Source organism: Maribacter sedimenticola (assembly GCF_900188415.1).
In the GTDB taxonomy this organism is placed as follows: Bacteria; Bacteroidota; Bacteroidia; order Flavobacteriales; family Flavobacteriaceae; genus Maribacter; species Maribacter sedimenticola.
Window position 1 is genome coordinate 507,219 of the sequence record NZ_FZNV01000003.1, and the last position, 17,560, is coordinate 524,778.

The following is a 17,560-nucleotide window of genomic DNA, read 5'->3' on the forward strand; positions in this document are numbered from 1 at the left end:
TTAAAATATTAAATTGTTCTTTGACTTTAGTTTTTCTGTACTTATTTCATATGCGGCCATAACCCTAGGCAGCATAAGTATATTCTTAATCAACGAATTGGTATCGAAATCTTTCTCTGTCTCTATCTTTAATAGATAATCCACATCCTTATATTCCGGTATTAGCCTTGGTTTTGTAAATGTTGATTCGTTCTGAAATAAATCGTTGTTGCTAATTACTTCTTGTTCACTACTGTGGTTTGCAACAAGCACCCAATACATGTCATGAAATTCATCTTCCCATTCAAAAATTGGAAACGATTTGTTTTCAGCAAGGTTAAAATTTTTTTTAGCTCTTTTAAATTTTGATTTTATACTTTGATTTAAACCGTATACCAAGGCATAATCATCTAATGTAGTATGCAAAGCTATTAAAATAAAGGATTCATCATAGAAATCATCGTTTATTTTATAAATAGCTGCCATACTTTTGGAAAAGGGGTAAATATAGAACTTAAAAGCTTTAAAGCCTAGCGTACCTTTTTGATATAAATAGTATAAAAGTTATTAAAATGTTAGCATTTGTTACCGCTGTAACCATTTTAATTTTCCATCTTATCCTGTAGCGCAAAAAATGCCCTTTTTGCGGCTCTTTCCTCTGCCTTTTTTTTTGATGTTGCCCTTGCTTTGGCCACCACGCTGTCCCCTATTGAAAGTTTTACCGCAAAATGTTTCAATGGGTCGTTGCCCGTGTCCTCGTAAACATCAAAATCAAACGATTTTTTCTTTTTTTGACACCATTCAATGACCAAACTTTTATAGCTGATAACCCTACCTTCCAATTGTTCTATATCCACATAAGGTCCAATAACCCTATGTTGAATGAACTTTTCGCAATACTTATACCCCCTGTCCAAATAAATGGCACCTACCAATGCCTCAAAGACATTACCATGAATATTTTGTCCAAAATGCGATTTAGGAATTCTGCTTTCCACAAAATTGATGAGTCCAAGGTCTTTCCCCAATTCATTAAGATGTTCCCTGCTTACGATCTTTGATCGCATTTTAGTAAGATACCCTTCATCCCCATCCGGGACTTCACTGTAAAGATGTTTGGATATAATGGTTCCCAGCATAGAATCTCCCAAAAACTCTAACCGCTCATAATTCATTGCATTACCATTAGCGTCCTTCTTGTTCATGGACCTATGTAAGAATGCCTTTTTATATACAGACAATGTTTTAGGCTTAAACCCAAGTATTTTGGTTATTCCCAAAAAAAAATCCCCATCCTCTTTAGAATGGGAATTAAATAAATTTTTTGGAAAGGTCATAAAAATTAAATTAATCTAATTTTTTAAAAACCACACAAGCATTGTGACCTCCAAAACCGAACGTATTGCTCATGGCAACCTTTACATCCCGTTTTTGGGCCTTGTTCAACGTAAGGTTGAGGCTTGGGTCTATATTTTCATCTACAGTGGTATGATTGATCGTAGGGGGTACTATACCATGCTCCATTGATAAAATGGATGCAATGGCCTCAATAGCCCCGGCAGCACCCAGTAAATGACCGGTCATTGATTTTGTAGAATTGATGTTTATTGTTTTGGCATGTTCTCCAAATACCTTGGTAATTGCCTTTAGTTCTGCCACATCACCTAAAGGTGTAGACGTACCATGTGTATTTATGGTATCTACATCCTCTATGGACATTTGGGCATCCCTAAGACAATTCTCCATTACCCTTACCACCCCAATTCCGTCTGGATGTGGTGCGGTCATATGGTATGCATCACTTGACATACCGCCACCAGCAACTTCTGCATAAATCTTTGCTCCTCTTGCAACTGCATGTTCATATTCCTCTAGAACCAAGGCACCTGCTCCTTCTCCAAGCACAAAACCGTCCCTGGTAGCATCAAATGGTCTAGATGCCGTTTCCGGACTTTCATTTCTTGTAGATAATGCATGCATTGCTCCAAAACCGCCCATACCTGCTATGGTTACGGCTGCCTCGCTACCTCCTGTGACAATGACATCACAATGTCCCAACCTAATATAGTTCAAGGCATCTATCATTGCATTGGCAGATGATGCACAAGCGGAAACCGTGGTATAATTTGGACCCATAAAACCATGCTTTATGGAAATATTGCCCGGTGCAATATCAGCGATCATCTTTGGAATAAAGAATGGATTGAACCTGGGAGTACCATCACCATTGGCAAAATTCATCACTTCGTTCTGGAAAGTTTCCAACCCGCCAATACCTGCTCCCCAAATAACACCTACTCGAAACTTATCCAGTTTGTCCAAATCTAATTTAGAATCGCGAATAGCCTCATCTGAAGATACCAATGCATATTGTGCAAATCTATCCAGCTTACGCCCTTCCTTTCTATCGAAATGATCTTCTGTGTTATAATTCTTGAGCTCGCAAGCGAACTTTACCTTAAATTTTTCCGTATCGTAATAAGTTATTGGTGCAGAGCCGCTTTTACCGCTAACCAATGCATCCCAATACTCCTCTATATTATTACCAATTGGGGTAAGTGCCCCCAAACCTGTAACTACAACTCGCTTTAACTGCATTTAACTTCTTATTTGTTTAAATCTAAACCAAGCGTAAATTAAAAAAAATTATCCATGCGGAGCATTTACCACATGGATAATTTGGATTCTATTTAAGAAAACATGTTTTACTTCGCTTCTTCTATATAGCTGATGGCTTGACCAACAGTTGCGATATTTTCGGCTTGGTCGTCTGGAATCTGAATATCAAATTCTTTTTCGAACTCCATTATCAACTCTACCGTGTCCAATGAATCTGCGCCTAAATCGTTAGTAAAGCTAGCTTCGGTTACCACTTCGTTCTCATCAACTCCTAATTTATCAACGATGATAGCTTTAACTCTTGATGCAATGTCTGACATAATAATATTTGTTTTAAAAATTTAAATTGAAGGCAAAAATAAAAAACTTTGGATTAAAACCACTAATTGTCGTTAAAATGTATTGTAATTTAATAAAATTAAGGACATGTGCTGTAATTTTACCATATTAATATTTTGTTTCGGTAACCATTAAAAAAGGTAGTGAAAAGTAGTGAGGTAATAGAACTATAAATTGATAATCGTTTTTTTCTAATCGCTGACAAGCTTTTTATTTGCTTTTTTTTGCCGAATTTAATTTAACCGTTAGCCCCCTTATAAAGACCACAACTATTGAAAACCAAAAAAATTATTCTTTTTGCCTCCGGTTCCGGATCTAATGTAGAGAACATTGCCAATTATTTTAAACTCCGCAATGATGTTACTATATGCTGTGTACTTACTAACAAAAGCGATGCCAAAGTCATTGACCGTTGCAATAGATTAGGATTAAACGCCCTTTATTTTAACCGACAAGCCTTTTCTAAAAGCGATTTCATTCTTAATATGTTACGTTCGTTAGAACCTGATTTAATTGTATTGGCCGGATTTCTATGGAAAATACCGGAAGCTATTACCCAATCATTTCCCAATAAGATCATTAATATTCACCCTGCCCTATTACCCAAATACGGCGGTAAGGGAATGTATGGCATGAACGTTCATAATGCCGTAAAGGAACACAACGAACAGGAAACCGGTATTACCATACATTATGTCAATGCCAACTATGATGAAGGCGCAATCATAAAGCAGGTAAACGTTGAACTTTTGCCCAATGATAGCCCAGAAGACATTGCCGCTAAAGTTCACCAATTGGAATACGAATATTTTCCAAAAGTCATCGATAATTTACTATCATCGTTATTATAATGGCAAAGAAAAAGTTTTATGTGGTCTGGAAAGGAAAAAAGCCAGGTATATACGAGTCATGGAAAGATTGTAAAAAATCTATTGATGGTTATGCAGGTGCCGAATACAAATCATTTGAATCTTTTGAGATCGCCAAAAAAGCGTATAATGGCACTTATGCAGACTTTAAAGGAAAAAAGAAGGCAACAACTACCCTGTCTAAAGAAGAATTGCTTAGAATAGGACAGCCAAATTACAATTCTATTTCCGTAGATGCCGCATCTAGTGGAAATCCCGGGGTTATGGAATACCAAGGCGTAGATACCAAAACCGGCAAAAAATTGTTCAAACAAGGCCCTTTTCCCCAAGGCACTAACAATATTGGGGAGTTTTTGGCCATTGTCCACGGACTAGCATTCTTAAAAGAACGTAAAAGTGACCGGATGATTTATACCGATTCCAGAACGGCCATGAGCTGGGTCCGCAAAAAAAAATGCAATACAAAACTGGCCGCATCCGCTAAAAACGCATCGCTATTTAACCTGATCAAAAGAGCTGAGGAGTGGTTGAAGAACAATCAGTACACTACCGTAATCGTAAAATGGGAAACAAAGGCGTGGGGTGAAATTCCTGCTGATTTTGGTAGGAAATAATTTGCAAAAAATTTTATCAACCTTTGTTTGATAATTAATGTAAGGAGTAATCGTAAAACCATTTTAATTAGCTTACCAAAACCGTATATTTGCAGCTTAAATTTTTTAAACTTTATGGGCAAACTTTTAATTGTTGGTACTGTCGCTTTTGATGCTATAGAAACTCCGTTCGGCAAAACGGATAAAATTTTGGGCGGCGCAGCTACCTATATTGCACTTGCTGCATCTCAATTTGAAGTAGATTCTGCCATTGTTTCTATTGTAGGTGATGATTTGCCCCAAGAATATTTAGATCTTTTGACCGATAGGGATATTGATATCTCTGCCCTAGAGATCGTAAAAGGTGGCAAGACCTTTTATTGGAAAGGAAAATATCATAATGACCTGAATACAAGGGATACACTGGTTACCGAATTAAATACATTAGAGGATTTTAACCCGGTAGTGCCCCAAGATTATAATGATGCAGATGTTGTTATGCTAGGAAATCTTCACCCTATAGTTCAATTAGGTGTAATTAACCAAATGAAAAAACGACCAAAGTTGATCATATTGGATACCATGAACTTTTGGATGGACAATGCCTTGGAGGATTTAATGGAAGTGATCAAACATATTGATGTACTTACCATTAATGATGAAGAGGCAAGACAGCTTACAGGAGAATATTCATTGGTAAGGGCAGCACAGAAAATATTTACTATGGGCCCTAAATTTGTGGTAATCAAAAAAGGCGAACATGGTGCCTTGCTGTTCAATGAAAGTCAAATATTTTTTGCCCCTGCTTTGCCCCTAGAGGAAGTTTTTGATCCAACTGGTGCAGGTGATACTTTTGCCGGTGGTTTTGCAGGATACTTGGCAGCTAGCAACGATAGTTCTTTTGAAAATATGAAGAAGGCCGTTATCCATGGGTCTAATCTAGCATCATTTAGTGTTGAAAAGTTTGGCGCAGAAAGAATGCTGAAACTTGATCGAAAAGAAATAAGAGAAAGACTGCATCAATTTAAAAAATTAACGCAGTTTGATATAGAATTACAATAAACCCCTAGCCCCAATTTTTTGGGGTTTTTTTAATACCAATACGCAATGAGTGACGCAATTAAGCATGAATGTGGTATTTCCGTAATACGGTTGTTAAAACCCTTGGAATATTACAAGGAAAAATACGGAACGGCTTTCTATGGTGTAAACAAAATGTACCTGATGATGGAAAAGCAGCACAATCGTGGACAGGATGGTGCAGGTTTTGCCAGTATTAAATTAGATGTAAAAGCCGGGGAACGTTATATGAGCCGTGTAAGGTCATGCCAGCAACAGCCAATACAGGATATTTTTGCCCAAATAAACGATCGCATCAATTCTGAGCTGAAAGAACATCCTGAATATGAACATGATGTTGCTTTGCAGAAAAAGAATATTCCCTATATAGGTGAATTGTTATTGGGCCATGTTCGCTATGGCACTTTTGGCAAGAACAGTATAGAAAGTGTTCATCCATTTTTAAGACAGAATAACTGGATGCACCGTAACCTTATTGTTGCAGGTAACTTCAACATGACCAATGTCCATGAACTTTTTGACAATTTGGTGCAGTTAGGCCAACACCCCAAGGAAATGGCAGATACCGTTACCGTTATGGAGAAAATAGGCCATTTTCTTGATGATGCCGTTGCCAAACTCTATAAACAGATTAAAAAAGAAGGCTATACCAAACAGCAGGCTTCACCTATAATTGCAGAACGCTTAAAAATTTCCAAAATACTTAAAAGGGCCGCTAAAAATTTTGATGGTGGTTATGCTATGGCCGGTTTACTGGGCCATGGAGATGCTTTTGTTCTTAGGGATCCAAGCGGAATAAGACCTGCTTATTACTACAAAGATGATGAGGTCGTGGTGGTCGCGTCTGAACGACCGGCAATACAGACTGTATTCAACGTACCTTATGATGAGGTAAAAGAATTAGATCCCGGTGCCGCCATAATCATTAAAAAGAACGGTACAAGTGCCATAAAACAAATACAGGAACCCAAAGAGCGTAAAGCTTGTTCTTTTGAACGTATCTATTTTTCAAGAGGAAGCGATAAGGAAATTTATCAAGAACGTAAAGCATTGGGCAAGCTTGTGTTTCCCCAAATCCTGGATGCCATTCAAGAAGATATCAAAAACACTGTTTTTTCTTATATACCAAACACGGCAGAAACCTCTTTCTACGGCATGGTCAAAGAGGCCCAAAACTATCTGAACAAGAAAAAAGAAGAACAGATCTTAGCCTTAGGGCCTAAAATTACAGGTGAGCAATTACACGAAATACTGGAAGTAAGGCCAAGGATTGAAAAAGTGGCCATTAAAGATGCCAAACTGCGTACGTTTATAACCCAAGATAGTAGTAGGGACGACTTAGTGGCGCACGTCTACGATATTTCCTACGGTTCAGTTAAAAAAGGAGATAATCTTGTCATCATAGATGACAGTATTGTTAGGGGTACCACTTTAAAGAAGAGTATTTTAAGGATTTTAGATCGTCTTTCACCCAAAAAAATAATTGTTGTTTCATCTGCACCCCAGATTAGATATCCTGATTGTTATGGTATAGATATGGCCAAATTGGAAGATTTTATCGCATTTAAAGCTGCTTTGGCCCTCCATGAAGAACACAATACCCTACATATTGTTGAGGAAATTTATCAAAAATGTTTAACTCAGGTTAAAAGCAAGGATAAGGATGTCATTAATTATGTAAAGGATTTTTACAAACCCTTTAGCGCCAATCAAATATCCGCTAAAATTGGAGAGTTATTAAGTCCGGAAGGTATAAATGCAGAAGTCTCTATTATATACCAAACCATTTCTAGTTTACACCAAGCCTGCCCTAAAAATCTTGGGGATTGGTATTTTACCGGCAATTATCCTACCCCTGGTGGAAATAGAGTTGTAAATAGAGCCTTTATTAATTTTTACGAAGGAAATAACGAAAGGGCGTATTAATAAAATTTTCGATGAAATGCACTCTAATTGTGTATTTCATCGACAAAAAGTGTATTTCATCGACTGAATAGTCAGAATGAACTCCATGGCTTTACATTTAAACTTACCATAGCATAAGTAGGTTAAGTTCATGGTAAGATTTGGGGCAAAAAAGGTGGAGAACTCTCCGCCTTTTTTATTTTCTGCTCTATTTTAAAATAACGTTCAACTACTATTTTTAATTAAAGATGACCTTTTAACGTCTTTAAGGGGCGTTTAACAAATACCTTTTACCAGTTTGGTCAAGGATTATATCTTTGAAGGACCATAGCATAAGTAGGTTAAGTTCATGGTAAGATTTGGGGAAAAGACGGGGCTATGCTCCGTCTTTTTATTTTACACCCTTTTGTATTTCCACTGGACGATTATAGCACGAATTATAAAGTAAACTTACCGTTTGACCAATGTTTGGGGAGTTCAACGCAAAACTTTTATAACAAACCAAACCAACAATATATTTGGAGGACCATAGCATAAGTAGGTTAAGTTCATGGTAAGATTTGGGGAAAAGGCGGGGCTATGCTCCGTCTTTTTATTTTGCACCTATTTTTGCGCTAAACCCTTATATTACCTTAGATGAACGGCATTTATTGAAAAAGAGCAAAGCAATAAATGCAATTATTTTTCTTAAATTTTCTTTTTTTATTTACTCAATACCAGTAATTTAGTATTGCCATAGCATAAGTAGGTTAAGTTTATGGTAAGATTTGGGACGAAAAGGGTGGAGATTTCTCCGCCCTTTTCTATTTTACATCCACAAAAAAACCACCTAAGTAATTTTTAGGTGGTCTTTAAAGTATTACAATAAACTTTTACAGCATCTATTTATTTATTTGCCGCATATAAGTTAGAAACTTCTTCCCAGTTGATCAGGTTAAAAAAGGCCTCAATATATTCCGGTCTTTTATTTTGATAATTTAGGTAATAAGCGTGTTCCCAAACATCTAAGCCCAAGATTGGAAAACCGCCACAACCTACGCCTGGCATAATTGGATTGTCTTGATTAGGAGTTGAGCAAATTTCTAATTTACCCCCTTTATGAACACATAGCCACGCCCAACCTGAACCAAATCTGGTACCAGCGGCACTTGAAAATTTATCCTTAAACGCATCAAAAGAGCCAAAAGCACTATCTATGGCCCCTGCAAGTTCCCCACTTGGTTTACCTCCTCCGTTAGGAGATAAAATGGTCCAGAACAAAGAATGGTTGTAAAAACCACCACCGTTATTTCTAACAGCACCGTTATCCATGTCCAACCCAGTTAAAATATCCTCAATAGATTTTTTTTCCAAATCAGTACCTTCTATGGCAGCGTTTAATTTAGAAGTATATCCATTATGATGTTTTGTATGATGTATTTCCATTGTCCTAGCATCTATATGAGGCTCTAAAGCATCATAGGCGTAAGGCAATTTCGGTAATTGAAAAGCCATAATTTATTTATTTTTATGTTAATATTAATTGTCTATCAAAGCTACGAATTTTAACATTTATATTCACTAAATAATTTGTTAAGAACTGTACAGGAATCCTTAATTTGCGGTAAAAATCCGTGCCCAGTAATTCTTTTACCATATATAATGCTTCAGCAGGTTCCGGCAAAACCTATGCCCTTGCTAAAGTATATTTGAAAATTATTCTGGCATCTCCTCAAAACTTCAGAAAAATATTGGCCATAACATTTACCAACAAAGCGGTAAATGAAATGAAGCATCGTATATTAAACAGCCTTTATGAATTTTCGAGAACGCCCTCAATTGATCAGGCCAATCCGTTATTAAAGGATATTCTCAATGAAACGGACTATACCTTTGAAGAACTTACAAAATTAAGTTCTCTGCGTCTAAAGCAAATATTGCACAATTATGCTTTTTTCGACATCTCTACCATAGATAAATTTACGCACAGGCTTATTAGAACATTTGCCAAGGATTTGAAAATTCCCCAAAACTTTGAAGTTGTGCTGGATGTGGACCTGCTCTTACAAGAAGCGGTTGAACGCGTAATAGACAAAGCTGGTGAAAATGCCGAGTTTACCAAAGTCTTGTTGGACTTTGCCCTAGAAAAAATAGACGATGACCGCAGCTGGGACATTGCGTTTGACCTATTAAAAATTGGCAAACTTCTTTTTGACGAAAACAATGCCGAACATCTTAAAAACCTGAAAGACCATGACATTGGTGATTTTCTTAAGCTACAAGACTTATTAAAAACCAAAGTCAATACACTTGAAAAACAAGTAAAAGAGATTGCGGCCAAAGTTTTGGATTATATCATAAACCAAGGTTTGGATCATAAGGATTTTCCAAGAGAGACATTGCCCAATCATTTCAAAAAAATTATAGATGGTAATTTTAAGCCAAGCCAATTATATAACAATAAGCTTGAAGAGAACTTAGCGGAGGGTAAGATTTTAAAATCATCCATTAAAAATGTTCCGCAAGAGCTGTCCGCCCAAATACTTCAAGACTATCTTCAAATAAAGGACAGTATTTATAAAATGGGCCTATATAGTAATGTCAACAGAAACATTATACCCTTTGCCCTATTGAATGCCATACAAAAAGAACTAAAAATAATACAGGAAGAAAAGGATCAATTATCAATTTCTGAATTCAATACTTTAATTGCCAATGAGGTAAAAGATCAGCCGGCACCATTTATATATGAGCGTCTTGGTGAAAAATACCGTCATTATTTTATAGATGAATTTCAGGACACTTCCCAAATGCAATGGGAAAACCTAGTCCCTTTAATAGGAAATGCCATGGAAGGCCAAGATGAACTGGGAGGTACCGGTTCCCTATTTTTGGTCGGTGACCCAAAACAGGCCATATATAGGTGGAGAGGTGGAAAGGCCGAGCAATTTTTAGATTTGGCAACACAGCAAACACACCCCTTTACCATAGCATCAACCTTGGTCACCCTTCCTAAAAATTATAGAAGTTGCGCAGAAATCATCAATTTCAACAATACATTCTTTCAAAGTATTAGCCCGTTCTTGGAAAATACACTTTATCAAGATTTTTTTAAGCTGGGAAACCAACAGGAAACTTCAGGCAAAGATGGCGGATATGTAAACATTTCCTTTCTAGAAGAAGAAGAGGACGAGGCGTATGCAGAACAAACCTTGCAAACCATTGCCACGTGTCTATCTAAGGGCTATACCTATAGTGATATTTGTATCATTATCAGAAAAAAGAAACATGGGTTAATACTTGCCAATTACCTCATGGAACATAACATTCCCGTTGTTTCATCAGACTCCCTATTATTGAGCGGTAGCCCCAAAACCATATTTTTGGTCCAACTGGTACGCTATATGGTTCAACCTGCAGAATTGGATATCCAATATGGACTCTTAGATTTTCTGTCACAAGGCAAACAGGACAAACATACCTACATCTATCAAAACCTTAATCATTTAGATGCCCACTTATTGGAGGCCTACGGTTTTGATAGTGGAAAACTACGCCAAGTTTCGGTTTTTGACGGGCTGGCCTATGCCATTAAGGTGTTTAATTTAAATGCTGATTCAGATGCGCATCTTTCCGCATTCATGGACCTGGTTTTTGATATTGAACAAAAATATGGGTCAGATATGCAATCCTTTTTAGATTATTGGGACAAGAAAGGAAACTCTACGAGCATTAGTACTCCAGAAAATCTGGAATCAGTTCAGATCATGACCATTCACAAATCAAAAGGTTTGGAGTTTCCCGTAGTCATTTTTCCCTATGCCAATTCTAACATTTATGAGGAAATTGACCCTAAATTATGGCTTCCGGTAGATAGTAATGAATATTTAGGTTTCAATGAACTATTGATCAATAAAAAACAGGAAGTAAGGCATTATGGTCTGTTAGAATCCATGCTATATGATACCGACCACCAAAAACTACAATTAGATGCGTACAATCTTTTATATGTGGTATTGACCAGAGCGGTTAATGCCTTATTTATTATAAGTGCCCATATGATCGACAGGAAAGGGGACCATAACGTCAATTATTATTCAGGATTATTCATGCATTTTCTTAAGAATGCCGGAATTTGGCAACCAAATCAATTTACCTATGCCTTTGGCTCATTGCAAGATTGTACTAAAATTGACACCGTAAATCCTAGGCAAAAAACCATACCTTATATATATACCTTTAAAGACCGACCAGAATTTAAAATTTTAGCCACATCCGGAATTCTTTGGAACGAGGGTATGGATACGGCTATTGACCAAGGAAATGTTGTTCATTTTATTTTAAGCATGATTCACAAAGCCTCTGACCTTGACCGTGCCATGCAACTGGCCGTACAAAAAGGATTGATCAAAGAAATAGAGCGGGACGATTATAAAAAAAAGGTACAACAAGTAATTTTTCATAAGGGCCTCAAACATTTTTATGAAGAGGACTGGGAAGTACTTAACGAAAGAGACCTCCTATTACCTGATGGTACTGTACTAAGGCCCGATCGTGTTGTCATCAAAAATAAAGGTGCAGTTATAATAGATTACAAAACCGGTGAGCGCAGTACTGCATACCACAACCAAATAACTAGCTACGGACAAGGATTTGCAAGCATGGGCTATACAATTGAACAAAAAATCATTGTGTATATTAATACCAAAATAGAACTAGAATATATCTAATCATATGTACGGAAAAATAAAGGAATATTTAGAACAGGAAATTCAATCCATTAAGAATGACGGACTTTTTAAAGAAGAACGGATAATCGTTTCTCCGCAAGATGCCGTTATTAAGATAGATACAGGTCAAGAGGTAATAAATTTTTGTGCCAATAATTATTTAGGGCTTTCTTCCCACCCAGATGTCATACAAGCTGCCAAAGATGCAATGGACACCCACGGCTTTGGAATGTCATCGGTAAGGTTTATCTGTGGTACGCAGGACATCCATAAAGAACTGGAAAAAAAAATTGCCGATTTCTATGAAACCGAAGACACCATACTGTATGCCGCGGCATTTGATGCCAATGGTGGTGTGTTTGAGCCTTTGTTCACTGCCGAAGATGCCATTATATCAGATTCATTGAACCATGCCTCTATCATCGATGGCGTACGGTTGTGCAAAGCAAAGCGCTATCGGTATGCCAACAGCGATATGGCAGACTTAGAGGCTCAGTTGATCAAGGCCAATGAAGACAAGGCCCGGTTTAAAATAATTGTTACGGACGGTGTGTTCTCCATGGATGGACTGGTTGCTCCCTTGGATAAAATATGTGACCTGGCCGATAAATATGATGCCCTAGTGATGATAGATGAATGCCATGCCACCGGATTTATAGGTGAAAAAGGAAAGGGTACGTTAGAGGAAAAAGGTGTTATTGGCAGAATAGACATCATAACAGGAACATTGGGTAAAGCCTTGGGCGGTGCAATGGGTGGTTATACTACAGGAAAAAAAGAAATTATCACCTTGCTTAGACAACGGTCCAGACCCTACCTTTTTTCTAACTCGTTGGCACCGGCCATTGTGGGGGCTTCCATTAAGGTGTTCGATATGTTGAAGAACGATACTTCCCTAAGGGATAAATTGCAGGAAAATACGGCATACTTTAAAAAAGGCATCAAACAGGCTGGTTTTGATATCGTAGATGGAGATTCCGCCATTGTACCCGTAATGCTATATGACGCAAAGCTCTCCCAAGATATGGCGAACAAACTTTTGGAAAAAGGTATTTACGTCATTGGTTTTTTCTATCCGGTAGTACCAAAAGGAAAAGCACGTATACGGGTTCAACTATCGGCAGCACATTCAAAGGAACATCTAGATGCTGCCATTAACGCATTTACCGAAGTCGGAAAAGAGCTAAAAATCGTTTAAATGCGCCTTTTAATCTATTAAATGCGTTAAAAAAAATAGGAAATTGATTTTGTTAATAATATTTAACAAGTTACATTTGCAGCTAATAAACACTTAAACTTAAAAATTAATACATGAAACATCTTAGCAAATTATTGGTTGCTGCCCTACTTGTTGTAGGTATTAACAGCATACAAGCGCAAGACGAGAATAATCCTTGGCAAGTACAGTTCGGGGTTAATGCCATTGACCCATACCCAACTGGAGATATGAGTTCTTTCGGTAACGAATTCTTTAATGTGAACGACCACTGGAACATTTTACCTTCTATTTCTTACGTAGGTGTATCTAAGCACGTTGGTGACGGCTTCTCTATTGGAGCAAGAGGTTCTCTTAATAAAATTAGCAAATTAGGTGACGTTAGTGTTGACGATCTTTCTCACTATGCTATAGATGGTACAATAAAATATGATTTCATCAAAAGAGAAACCGTAATTGATCCTTTCGTTGAGATAGGTGGTGGTTATACCTGGGTTGATGAAATTGGTGCTGGTACTGTAAATGGTGGTCTTGGTTTGAACATTTGGTTCTCTGACAACTTAGGTCTTACATTACAATCTAACTACAAGCATGCTTTTGAAGATTACGGTGTTAAGCATTTCCAACACTTAGCTGGTATTTCAGTTAAATTTGGTGGTACTGATACTGATGGTGATGGTATCTATGACAAAGATGATGCTTGTCCAGAAGTTGCTGGTCTTGAAGCTTTCAACGGTTGTCCAGATGCTGACGGTGACGGTATTGAAGATAGCAAAGATAGCTGTCCTAACGAAGCTGGTTCTAAAGAAATGAACGGATGTCCGGATGCTGACGGTGATGGTGTTGCAGATAAAGATGATGCTTGTCCTAACGAAGCTGGTCTTCCTGCTTTAGCTGGTTGTCCTGATGCTGATAGCGATGGTGTTGCAGATAAGGATGATTCTTGTCCTTCTGAAGCTGGTCCTGCTGAAAACAAAGGTTGCCCATGGCCAGATACTGATGGTGACGGTGTTCTTGACAAAGATGATCAATGTCCAGATGTTGCCGGTACAGTAGCTAACGCTGGTTGTCCTGAAGTAACTGCTGAAGTACAAAAGCAATTGAACGATTACGCTAGAACTATCTTGTTCGATACTGGTAAATCTTCTATCAAAGCTGAGTCTACTTCTGTAATGGTTGATATTATTACAATCCTTAAAGAATATCCTAACGCTAAGTTTACCGTTGAAGGTCATACTGATAGCGTAGGTAGTGAAAAATTAAATCAGAGTCTTTCTGAGTCAAGAGCTCTTTCTGTAAAAGAATTCTTAGTTGACAAAGGAATTGAAGAGTTCAGATTATCTGCAGTTGGTTACGGTGAGTCTAAGCCTATCGCTACTAACAACACAAGAGCTGGTAGAACTCAAAACAGAAGGGTAGAAATTAACTTAGTAAAATAAGTTTACACAAACCTTAAGTGTTTTAATAAAAGCTCCGCATTATATGCGGAGCTTTTTTATTTTTACCCTATGCAAAGTTTCATAAAGGATGTGGTCAAAGAGGTATTGAATACGGAACAACGTATTCAGGAAATCATATTTGTTTTACCCAGTAAACGTGCTGGAGTTTTTCTAAAAAGGGAATTAAGCAAGAACATTAACCAAACCGTTTTAGCTCCGGAAATTTATAGCATAGAAGATTTCATAGCGCATATTTCTGGTCTGGTAACCGCAAATGCCACGACACAACTTTTTGAACTTTATAAAGCCTATCTACAAGTTGGGGAATATGAAAAGGAATCCTTTGATTCTTTTTTAAAATGGGGTCAGATACTACTACAGGATTTTAATGAAATTGACCGTTACCTTGTCAATGCCAAAACATTATACCAAAATGTAGCCGCCATTCAAGAAGTAAATCATTGGTCATTAAATGCGGATAAGTCTGAAATGATAGAAAATTACCTACATTTCTGGAGACATTTAGAGGATATATACCAACACTTTAATAAAAATTTAATTCAACAAGGTTTAGGCCACCAAGGACTAATCTACAAGACATCTGTTGAAAAACTACCACAGTATTTAGAAAACAATACCAAAAAACATGTCTTTTTAGGATTCAACGCCTTAAATAAAGCAGAAAGCCTGCTAATACAGTCCATTCTGCAGCAAACCAATGCATCTGCATATTGGGATATTGATACCTATTTTTTAAAGGATCCCATTCACGATGCAGGATACTTTATTAGAACTTATCAAAACACATGGCCCGTATTAAAAAACAAGGATTTGCAGGGCGTTTCCAATCATTATCTATCCCAAAAGAACATTGAAATTATAGGTGTTCCCAAAAATATATCACAGGTAAATTATGTGGGTCATTTACTGAAAAACATCAAGACTAAAAATCCGGAACAACTTAAAAATGCAGCTATAGTACTGGGCAATGAAGAATTATTGAATCCGTTATTACATTTTATACCCAAAGAAATAACGGCTACCAATATTACCATGGGTCAAAAATTGGAATTGACCACATTGGCTAGTTTCTTTTTACATGTAATTGAATTTCATGAGCAACGAACAGAAAAAGGATGGTTTTACAAACACCTCTTAAACCTACTAACCCATTCCTATACCGTTACACTATTAAATGCAGAAAACATCTCCGCACAGGAGCTTATCATCAAAATTAAGACCAATAACTGGTCCTATATTACCATGGCCCAAATTGCATCCCTTATTGGCCAACATAATACCATAGATTTACTTTTTAAGGATGTACAGAACGACCCAAAAATTTTAATTGATCATTTTTTATCCCTGGTGCAAGTCTTTAGGACAATAGATTCCTTGAGCACTGATGTTCTAATACTTGAGCAATTATATAAGTTTTATACGCTATTTAACCAACTTAAGGACTTATGCAATACGTTTACCTATATAAATAGCCTTAAGAGTTTAAAACAACTATTTAGACAATTATTAAGTACGGAAACGTTGGATTTTCAAGGTAATCCTACAGAAGGTATTCAAATTATGGGAATGCTGGAAAGTAGGTTGTTAGATTTTGAGACCGTTATACTTACTTCAGTGAACGAAGGAATTTTACCTTCAGGTAAATCAAATAATTCCTTTATCCCCTTTGACCTTAAAACCAAAAACGATCTACCAACCTATAAAGAAAAAGATGCGGTATATACCTATCACTTTTATAGATTGTTGCAACGGGCCAAAAATGTGTATATCCTATATAATACGGAACCGGACGCTTTGGAAGGGGGAGAAAAAAGTAGGTTGATAACCCAGTTATTAACGGATGAACAAAGAACCGGCATTACCGAATATATTGCTACTCCCCAGATACAGTCGTATCCTTATACCAAAGAGACCATTCCTAAAACCGAAAGTCTACTGACGCTTATACATTCTAAAGCAGCAAAAGGATTTTCGCCAAGTTCACTTAGTAATTATATTAGGAACCCCATAGATTTTTATAAACAAAACCTATTGAACATTAACGATGTTCTAGAGGTAGAAGAGACTTTGGCCCCTAATACTTTTGGAACTATTGTACATGATTCCTTAGAAGCGCTATACACCCCTTTGATCAACACCAACCTTACCAAGGAGGGATTAACCGCTATAAAAAAAGATATCCATAAAACGGTGCTCTTTAATTTTAAAAAGACCTTTAAGGAAGGTAATATAGAATCAGGGAAAAACTACATTACCTTTCACGTCATCCTTAAATATATTCAAACATTTATTGATGTTGAAATTGACCAACTAACCCATCATACCATTAAGATTATAGGTTTGGAGCAAGATTTACAGGTTCCCCTTCATATAGATGGTTTGGACATCCCTATTATCTTAAAGGGAAAATTAGATCGTATTGATGAATTTGATGGGGTAACAAGAATTATAGATTACAAAACAGGCCGGGTGGACCGCAGAAATGTTGAACTAATGGATTGGGATGTACTGACACAAGATTATCAGTACAGCAAAGCATTTCAGTTACTTTGTTATGGCCTTATGTATTTTAAGACCAACCCTACACCTAATTTAGCGGTACAAGCAGGAATCATTTCATTAAAAAACTTTACCGATGGCACCTTGCTTTTTGCACAAAAAGAATCTGCTCGAGGAGCAAAGAACCACATCATTACCCATGATGTAATTTCAGATTTCGAGCAGATTCTTGGTCAATTAATTACAGAAATATGTAATCCTGAAATTCCGTTCACAGAAAAAGAAGTATAAC

13 protein-coding genes are annotated in these 17,560 nt (G+C 37.0%); 8 read left to right on the top strand and 5 right to left on the bottom strand.

Going from position 1 to position 17,560, the window contains the following annotated elements; translation table 11 throughout:
- From CHB68_RS11565 to CHB68_RS11580, 4 genes are all read right to left on the bottom strand, one after another.
- Positions 1–465 carry an IPExxxVDY family protein gene (locus CHB68_RS11565; protein ID WP_089261034.1) on the bottom strand — a complete coding sequence of 155 codons (465 nt, stop codon included), beginning with the start codon at positions 463–465 and terminating at the stop codon, positions 1–3.
- A 116-nt stretch (positions 466–581) separates the two neighbouring features.
- Positions 582–1,316: a ribonuclease III gene (rnc, locus tag CHB68_RS11570; RefSeq protein ID WP_089261035.1), complete on the bottom strand. Its 735-nt coding sequence runs from the start codon at positions 1,314–1,316 to the stop codon at positions 582–584.
- 10 nt (positions 1,317–1,326) lie between these two features.
- The gene (gene fabF, locus CHB68_RS11575; RefSeq protein WP_089261036.1) at positions 1,327–2,577 is read right to left on the bottom strand and encodes a beta-ketoacyl-ACP synthase II; all 1,251 of its coding nucleotides are present in this window, start codon (positions 2,575–2,577) and stop codon (positions 1,327–1,329) included.
- A 107-nt stretch (positions 2,578–2,684) separates the two neighbouring features.
- Entirely contained in the window at positions 2,685–2,918 is a 234-nt protein-coding gene (locus tag CHB68_RS11580; protein ID WP_008269813.1) for an acyl carrier protein, read from the bottom strand.
- A gap of 291 nt (positions 2,919–3,209) precedes the next feature.
- Between CHB68_RS11580 and purN the strand changes: the two genes are divergently transcribed.
- The 4 genes from purN to CHB68_RS11600 all read left to right on the top strand — a co-directional run bounded on the left by purN (position 3,210) and on the right by CHB68_RS11600 (position 7,405).
- On the top strand, positions 3,210–3,788 hold the full coding sequence (gene purN / locus CHB68_RS11585) for a phosphoribosylglycinamide formyltransferase (protein WP_089261037.1): 579 nt from the start codon (positions 3,210–3,212) through the stop codon (positions 3,786–3,788).
- A complete protein-coding gene (locus CHB68_RS11590) occupies positions 3,788–4,420 on the top strand; it encodes a ribonuclease H1 domain-containing protein (protein WP_089261038.1) in 633 nt (210 codons plus the stop codon). The genes purN and CHB68_RS11590 overlap by 1 nt, the downstream gene beginning before the upstream one ends.
- A 114-nt stretch (positions 4,421–4,534) precedes the next feature.
- Positions 4,535–5,461 (top strand): PfkB family carbohydrate kinase, encoded by a 927-nt coding sequence (locus tag CHB68_RS11595; RefSeq protein ID WP_089261039.1) that lies wholly within the window; start codon positions 4,535–4,537, stop codon positions 5,459–5,461.
- 45 nt (positions 5,462–5,506) lie between these two features.
- Positions 5,507–7,405, top strand: coding sequence for an amidophosphoribosyltransferase (locus tag CHB68_RS11600; protein ID WP_089261040.1), 1,899 nt, complete (start codon positions 5,507–5,509; stop codon positions 7,403–7,405).
- 864 nt (positions 7,406–8,269) lie between these two features.
- Here the strand turns inward: CHB68_RS11600 and CHB68_RS11605 are convergent.
- Positions 8,270–8,878 carry a superoxide dismutase gene (locus tag CHB68_RS11605; RefSeq protein WP_089261041.1) on the bottom strand — a complete coding sequence of 203 codons (609 nt, stop codon included), beginning with the start codon at positions 8,876–8,878 and terminating at the stop codon, positions 8,270–8,272.
- Positions 8,879–8,997: 119 nt separating this feature from the next.
- On the opposite strand from CHB68_RS11605, the gene CHB68_RS11610 reads away from it, so the two are divergent.
- The 4 genes from CHB68_RS11610 (at position 8,998) to CHB68_RS11625 (ending at position 17,559) form a co-directional block, all read left to right on the top strand.
- Positions 8,998–12,093 carry a UvrD-helicase domain-containing protein gene (locus tag CHB68_RS11610; protein ID WP_089261042.1) on the top strand — a complete coding sequence of 1,032 codons (3,096 nt, stop codon included), beginning with the start codon at positions 8,998–9,000 and terminating at the stop codon, positions 12,091–12,093.
- A 4-nt stretch (positions 12,094–12,097) separates the two neighbouring features.
- Positions 12,098–13,291, top strand: coding sequence for a glycine C-acetyltransferase (gene kbl, locus CHB68_RS11615; protein ID WP_089261043.1), 1,194 nt, complete (start codon positions 12,098–12,100; stop codon positions 13,289–13,291).
- Between the two features lie 113 nt (positions 13,292–13,404).
- The gene (locus CHB68_RS11620; RefSeq protein WP_089261044.1) at positions 13,405–14,748 is read left to right on the top strand and encodes an OmpA family protein; all 1,344 of its coding nucleotides are present in this window, start codon (positions 13,405–13,407) and stop codon (positions 14,746–14,748) included.
- A gap of 69 nt (positions 14,749–14,817) precedes the next feature.
- The gene (locus tag CHB68_RS11625; protein WP_089261045.1) at positions 14,818–17,559 is read left to right on the top strand and encodes a PD-(D/E)XK nuclease family protein; all 2,742 of its coding nucleotides are present in this window, start codon (positions 14,818–14,820) and stop codon (positions 17,557–17,559) included.
- Position 17,560: the final 1 nt, after the last annotated feature.

Excerpts from the sequence above, each read along its gene's own strand:
- CHB68_RS11565 (WP_089261034.1), bottom strand. The coding sequence starts at position 465 with ATGGCAGCTATTTATAAAATAAACGATGATTTCTATGATGAATCCTTT.
- rnc (WP_089261035.1), bottom strand. The coding sequence starts at position 1,316 with ATGACCTTTCCAAAAAATTTATTTAATTCCCATTCTAAAGAGGATGGG.
- fabF (WP_089261036.1), bottom strand. The coding sequence starts at position 2,577 with ATGCAGTTAAAGCGAGTTGTAGTTACAGGTTTGGGGGCACTTACCCCA.
- CHB68_RS11580 (WP_008269813.1), bottom strand. The coding sequence starts at position 2,918 with ATGTCAGACATTGCATCAAGAGTTAAAGCTATCATCGTTGATAAATTA.
- CHB68_RS11590 (WP_089261038.1), top strand. The coding sequence starts at position 3,788 with ATGGCAAAGAAAAAGTTTTATGTGGTCTGGAAAGGAAAAAAGCCAGGT.
- CHB68_RS11595 (WP_089261039.1), top strand. The coding sequence starts at position 4,535 with ATGGGCAAACTTTTAATTGTTGGTACTGTCGCTTTTGATGCTATAGAA.
- CHB68_RS11600 (WP_089261040.1), top strand. The coding sequence starts at position 5,507 with ATGAGTGACGCAATTAAGCATGAATGTGGTATTTCCGTAATACGGTTG.
- CHB68_RS11605 (WP_089261041.1), bottom strand. The coding sequence starts at position 8,878 with ATGGCTTTTCAATTACCGAAATTGCCTTACGCCTATGATGCTTTAGAG.
- kbl (WP_089261043.1), top strand. The coding sequence starts at position 12,098 with ATGTACGGAAAAATAAAGGAATATTTAGAACAGGAAATTCAATCCATT.
- CHB68_RS11620 (WP_089261044.1), top strand. The coding sequence starts at position 13,405 with ATGAAACATCTTAGCAAATTATTGGTTGCTGCCCTACTTGTTGTAGGT.
- CHB68_RS11625 (WP_089261045.1), top strand. The coding sequence starts at position 14,818 with ATGCAAAGTTTCATAAAGGATGTGGTCAAAGAGGTATTGAATACGGAA.